5 protein-coding genes and 1 pseudogene are annotated in these 6,067 nt (G+C 72.6%); 3 read left to right on the forward strand and 3 right to left on the reverse strand.

What is annotated here, in order from left to right:
- Positions 1–279, reverse strand: a pseudogene (locus KS423_RS36120) (hypothetical protein); the annotation flags it as partial.
- A 238-nt stretch (positions 280–517) separates the two neighbouring features.
- On the opposite strand from KS423_RS36120, the gene KS423_RS36125 reads away from it, so the two are divergent.
- On the forward strand, positions 518–1,393 hold the full coding sequence (locus KS423_RS36125) for an A/G-specific adenine glycosylase (RefSeq protein WP_224283978.1): 876 nt from the start codon (positions 518–520) through the stop codon (positions 1,391–1,393).
- Between the two features lie 66 nt (positions 1,394–1,459).
- Here KS423_RS36125 and KS423_RS36130 read toward each other — a convergent pair whose 3' ends face one another.
- Positions 1,460–3,055, reverse strand: a complete 1,596-nt coding sequence (locus KS423_RS36130) for an MDR family MFS transporter (protein ID WP_224283974.1) — start codon at positions 3,053–3,055, stop codon at positions 1,460–1,462.
- Between the two features lie 220 nt (positions 3,056–3,275).
- Here KS423_RS36130 and KS423_RS36135 point away from each other — a divergent pair, with 220 nt between their 5' ends.
- Positions 3,276–3,920 (forward strand): TetR/AcrR family transcriptional regulator, encoded by a 645-nt coding sequence (locus tag KS423_RS36135; RefSeq protein ID WP_224283975.1) that lies wholly within the window; start codon positions 3,276–3,278, stop codon positions 3,918–3,920.
- A 14-nt stretch (positions 3,921–3,934) separates the two neighbouring features.
- Here KS423_RS36135 and KS423_RS36140 read toward each other — a convergent pair whose 3' ends face one another.
- Positions 3,935–4,849 carry a M23 family metallopeptidase gene (locus tag KS423_RS36140; RefSeq protein ID WP_224283976.1) on the reverse strand — a complete coding sequence of 305 codons (915 nt, stop codon included), beginning with the start codon at positions 4,847–4,849 and terminating at the stop codon, positions 3,935–3,937.
- A 356-nt stretch (positions 4,850–5,205) separates the two neighbouring features.
- Here KS423_RS36140 and KS423_RS36145 point away from each other — a divergent pair.
- The coding region (locus tag KS423_RS36145) for a low specificity L-threonine aldolase (protein WP_224283977.1) at positions 5,206–6,067 on the forward strand (862 nt) is incomplete at its 3' end.

Genomic DNA, 6,067 nt, shown 5'->3' on the forward strand with positions numbered 1-6,067 from the left:
GCCCGCCACCGGGCCGCCCCCGGTGCCGCCACCGCCCGGGCGCGCCGCGGGGCCGCTCGGGGAGGCGCCGGGCGTGATGGCCTGGGCCGGGGTCTGGTCCTGGGACGGAACGGCCTGCGCGGCCTTGCCCTGTGAGCCGCCGTCACCGCCTCCGCCCTGATCGATCATCAGCCAGGCGATCAGGGCGACCACCGCCGCGACGGCGACGAGCACGACGATGCGCCGACGCCAGTAGATCGAGGCCGGCAGTGGTCCGACGGGTTGACGCAGAGAAGGCACGATCAAACTCTACGAGACTGTGTGTGGCGATTGACTCACCAACACCGCACAGTCGCCCCTTCCTTCACATGATCCGCCATTTGATCCGTTCGAGCGAGCCCCAATCGGACGATTTTCGCGAGGCCCCCTGGGGTATCCGGAGTGGCCTGATCCACTTCGGCACGGTCGGCGGGCGTGGGAGGATCGAAGGGCCATGACTGCCATCACCACCACCGCCGCCGACGCCTCCCGGCCGCCGATGCCCCTGCCGCTGTTCCACTCGACCGTCCTGGACTGGTACGAGGCGAGCAAGCGGGACCTGCCCTGGCGGGCCCCCGACGCGACGCCCTGGGCGGTCATGGTGAGCGAGTTCATGCTCCAGCAGACCCCGGTCAAGCGGGTGCTGCCCGCCTGGGAGGCCTGGCTCACCCGCTGGCCGACCCCGGCCGACCTCGCCGCCGACGCGCCGGGCGAGGCGGTCCGGATGTGGGGCCGGCTGGGCTACCCGCGCCGGGCGCTGCGCCTGCACGCGGCCGCGGTGGCGATCACCGAGGAGCACGGCGGCGAGGTCCCGGACGACCACGCCACCCTGCTCTCGCTGCCCGGGGTGGGGGAGTACACCGCCGCCGCCGTCGCCTCCTTCGCCTTCCGTCAGCGGCACGTCGTGCTGGACACCAACGTCCGCCGGGTCTTCGCCCGTGCGGTGACCGGCGTCGAGTACCCGGCCCAGGCCACCACCGCCGCCGAGCGTCGCACCGCCACCGCGCTGCTGCCGGACGACGCCGAGACGGCCGCCACCTGGGCGGTCGGCGTGATGGAGCTGGGCGCGCTGGTCTGCACCGCGCGCGGCCCGGAGTGCGGGGAGTGCCCGCTGTTCACCGCCTGCGCCTGGCAGCGGGCCGGCCGCCCGCCGTACGAGGGCCCGGCCCGGCGCGGTCAGTCCTACGAGGGGACGGACCGCCAGGTGCGCGGGAAGCTGCTCGCGGTGCTGCGCGAGGCGCACGGGACGGTGCCGCAGGCCCGGCTGGACGCGGTCTGGCCGGACGCGGTGCAGCGGGCCCGGGCACTGGACGGCCTGGTGGCGGACGGCCTGGTCGAGCCGGTCGAGCAGGGCGTCTACCGCCTGCCCCAGTGAACGACGGTGAACGACGGCGCCCCCGGAAGGACGAACCTCCCGGGGGCGCCGTACGGGGCGGGACCGTCAGACGGCCGCGGCCTCCAGCGAGGCCTCGGCCGGCTTCTCGTCCTTGCCGGTACCGCGCAGCGGCACCTCGCGCAGGAACACCGCCGCGGCGATCGCGATCACGGCGATCCCGGCGCCCCACAGGAAGATGCTGTGCACGCCGTTGGACACCGCGTGGTTGTAGGCGTTCTGGACGTAGTCGGGCAGCTTGTGCAGATCGTCCAGGCTCATCTGGCTCGGGTCCTGCATCCCGCCCGGAGGCTGCGGCTTCCCGGCGAGCATCTCGTTCATGGTGTCCTTCACCCGGTTGTTGAACAGGGCTCCGAACAGCGCGACACCGAAGGAGCCGCCGATGGTGCGGAACAGAGTGGCGGTGGAGCTGGCCACGCCCATGTCCTTGAGCTCCACGCTGTTCTGTGCGACCAGCATGGTGATCTGCATCAGGAAGCCCATGCCGGCGCCCAGCACGACCATCCAGCAGGCCGAGGTGAAGCTGCTGGTCTCGGTGCCCATGGTGGAGAGCAGGATCAGGCCGGCGGTCATCACGAGGGTGCCGATGATCGGGTAGATCCGGTACTTGCCGGTCTTGGTGACGGCCTGGCCGACCACCAGCGAGATCACCAGCATGCCGAACATCATCGGCATCAGCAGCAGGCCGGAGTTGGTGGCCGAGGCGCCCTGTACCGTCTGCTGGTAGAGCGGCAGGAAGACGGTCGAGCCGAACATCACGAAGCCGACGATGAAGCCGATGATCGAGACCAGGGTGAAGTTCAGGTTGCGGAACAGGCTCAGCGGGAGCATCGGCTCCTGGGCCCGCTGCTCCACGTAGCAGAAGGCGATCAGCGAGGCGGCGGCGAGCGCGGCCAGGCCGAGGATCTCCTTGGAGCCCCAGGCGTACTGCTGGCCGCCCCAGGTGGTGATCAGCACCAGCGAGGTGATGCCGGTGGTGAGCAGCACGACGCCCGCATAGTCGATCCGGGCGGTGCTGCGGACCTTCGGCAGCTTCAGGGTGACGACGACCACGGCGAGCGCGACCACGCCGAGCGGCAGGTTGATGTAGAAGGTCCAGTGCCAGCTCAGGTGGTCGGTGATGAAGCCGCCGGCCAGCGGGCCGCCGATGGTGGCGAGGGCCATCACCGCGGCGAACATGCCCTGGTACTTTCCGCGGTCGCGCGGCGGGACGAGAGCGCCCATGATCGACATGACGCCGACCATCAGACCGCCGGCACCCAGGCCCTGGACGGCGCGGAAGCCGATCAGCTCGTTCATGTTCTGCGACAGGCCGGACAGTGCCGAACCCACCAGGAAGATCACGATCGAGGTGAGGAAGGTGCCCTTGCGGCCGTACATGTCGCCGAGCTTGCCCCAGACCGGGGTGGAGGCGGCGGTCGCCAGGGTGTACGCGGTGACCACCCAGGACAGGTGCTCGCCGCCGCCGAGGTCGTGGACGATGGTCGGCATCGCGGTGCCGACGATCAGGTTGTCGAGCATGGCCAGCAGCATGGTGACGACCAGGCCGACCATCACGAGGCGGATCTCGCGCGGCGACCGCGGTTGCTCCTCCTCGGCCGTCTTGTCCTCCGGTACCGGGCCGGCGGGCTTGGACTGTGACATGAGGTGGGGTCTCCCGGAGGGTGGTTCGGACTGGGCGTCGTGCCGTGCGGCGGCTCACTTACTTGTCGCCCGGCTAGTTTATCGACCGTCGGCACGGTAAGTTGTTTCCTAGCCGGTCGTCAAGCTAGTTTCTCGGCCGGCCGTCTGGGCAGGGAGAATGAGCCCGGGGCGGACACCACCCCGGGGTCCGTAGTACACCGACGCAGTCATGAGGCAGGCCATGGGCACTCCGCACAGCCCCCGCAGCGACACCCGGGCTCGCATCATCGAGGTGTCACTGGAGCTCTTCGCCGAGCAGGGCTACGAGCAGACCTCGCTGCGCGAGATCGCCGACCGCCTCGGCGTCACCAAGGCCGCGCTGTACTACCACTTCAAGACCAAGGACGACATCGTCCTGGGCATCGTCGAGCGGATGGCCGCACCGATCGACGAGACCATCGCGTGGGGCCGCAAGCAGGCCTGGAGCCCGGAGATGCGCGACGAGCTGATCCGCCGCTTCGCGGACGGGATGGCCGAGCGGGCCCCGCTGCTGCGCTTCTTCCACGAGAACCAGCCCGCGCTGCGCGAGTCCCCGGCCGGGCTGGCCTTCAGGGACCGGATGATCACCATGATGCAGCTGGTGCACGGGCCGGAAGCGGACTTCCACGACCGGCTGCGGGCCGCGATGGCGCTGTTCACCGTCCATTCGTCGCTGTTCCTGCTCAAGCAGGACAACGCGGACTGCGGTCACGCCCGGAACGTGTGGGGCGAGCAGCTGCCCACCGCCGATCTGGACGCGGCGATCGGGGCGGCCCGGGACATCGCACTGGAGATCGGCGCCGGGATCAGCCACCCCGCCCCGGCTGCCGCCCCCGCCGGGACCTGAGGGCGCCGGACGGCTCAGAAGTCCGTGACGCCGTGCCCCGCGAGGTAGGCGATCGGGTTGACCACCGAGCCGTAGCGGTTGCTGGTGCGGATCTCGAAGTGCAGGTGCGGGCCGGTCGAGTTGCCGGTGCTCCCGGACAGCCCGATCCGCTCGCCCGCCGACACCCGCCGGCCCGCCGAGACGGCGAGCGAGGACATGTGGGCGTACTGCGCGAAGTGCCCGTCCGCCAGCCGCAGCACGACCTCCTTGCCGTACGCGCCGTCCCAGCCGGCCGACACCACGGTCGCGTCGCCGACCGCCAGCAGCGGTGTGCCCGGGGAGACCGCGAAGTCCACCCCGGTGTGGTAGCCGGCCGCGTAGCCGCGGTCGGCCTTCCCGTACGGGTTGCTGGTCGGTGCGTTCGGCACCGGCGCCGACCACCCGGGAACCGGCGCCGGTCCGGGTCCGGGCTCGGGGGCCGGCCCGGCGGCGGGCTCCGGCTGCGGCGCCGGCGGTTCGAGCGGCAGCAGGTTGGCCGCCATTGCCACGAACTGCTGCGCCGAGTCGCCGTCGTCGGGCAGCTTGTACGGGCTGGGGCCGGCCACCTGGACCAGCCCCGCGCTCGGCACCTCCGCCTGCGGCACGGTGAAGGCCGAGCTGCCCGGCGTGGTGGGCCGCACGGTCTGCGCCGAGGCCGTGCCCGGGGCGGCCACCAGCAGCACCCCGGCGAGCAGCGCGGCGACGCTTCCGGCGGACACCAGCGCGTGGTCGTGCTCGGCCCGCTGCCGGCTGCCGGGCAGGGTGGTGTGCCGGGGCGAGCCGAGGGCGCGCAGCGGAGTGACGTGGGTGCGGACGGCGTGGCCGATCCTGGGCTGCCAGGCCGCGGCCTGGGCCGCCGCAAGGACGGTGAGCCGGCGCAGGGCCGGCCCCACGGGCGGGACGGTGGACATCGCTTGCCGTACCTCACGGGTCGTACGAGGGCAGCACGGAGGGCCCGTTCGGGCGCGTGCTGAGCGGGGGACCACTCAGGTTTAACGGTCACCGAGCGGAGTCCCAAACGGGGTGACGTACTACGGCGTGTAGTCAGCGTGGCGCCGGAGATTCAAACCGGCGGAGTAGCGATCACGAGATCCGATCGTCCACGACCGCTCGGGGCGCCCGCCGATTCCGCCGCCCCCGCTACTACCGCCGGTCGTACCGGGCCGGAGGCCTGTGACCAGCACCACGCGCGGCCGGGGTTTGCGGGCTCGGGCCGCTTTCCGTCCGCACCGCTGACCGGTCCGGCCCGCTGCGGGACCATCGAGCCATGTATGGCAACAGGAGCGAAGACCCCGACGCCAGTGACCGCCCGAGCCTGCCGGACCGCCGCTTCGCCGCCCTGCGCGGCTGCGAGCGACTGCTGTCCGGCGTCCGGCCGCAGAGCATCCGTGAACGCCTCGCCGACCTGGCCGGCCCGCTGCCGGGCGCCGCCCCCGGTCCGCACGGCGCCGCCGACCTGGACGGCCGCCCGGACCAGTACGGCGACGGCGTGGTCCGCACCCTGGAGCGCCGGGTCGCCGAGTTGCTCGGCACCGAGGACGCGGCCTTCTTCCCGACCGGCACGATGGCCCAGCAGATCGCCCTGCGGATCCACGCCGAGGCCGCGGGGCCGCGCACCGTGGTCACCCACCCGCTGGCCCACACCGACCGGCACGAGCGGCACGTGCTCGCCGTCCTGTCCGGCCTGCGCAGCCTCTGGCCGACCACCGCGCCCCGCCAGCCCACCGCCGAGGAACTGCGCGCCCTGGACGAGCCGTACGCCGCGCTGAGCCTGGAGCTGCCGCTGCGCGACGCCGGGTTCGTGCTGCCCGGCTGGGCGGAGCTGGTGGAGCTGGCCGCGGTGGTGCGCGAGGAGCACGGTGCGGCGCTGCACCTGGACGGCGCCCGGATCTGGGAGTCCGCCGTCGCCCTCGGCCGGCCGCTGCCGGAGGTCGCCGGCCTGGCCGACTCGGTCTACGTCTCCTTCTACAAGACGCTCGGCGGGATCAGCGGCGCCGCGCTGGCCGGCCCGGGCGGCTTCGTCCGCACCGCCCGGGCCTGGCGGCACCGCTACGGCGGGCAGCTCTACCAGCAGTGGCCGTTCGCGCTGGCCGCGCTGGCCGGGCTGGAACGCGAACTGCCGCGGCTGG

This window comes from Streptomyces sp. LS1784 (assembly GCF_020103755.1).
Classification (GTDB): domain Bacteria; phylum Actinomycetota; class Actinomycetes; order Streptomycetales; family Streptomycetaceae; genus Kitasatospora.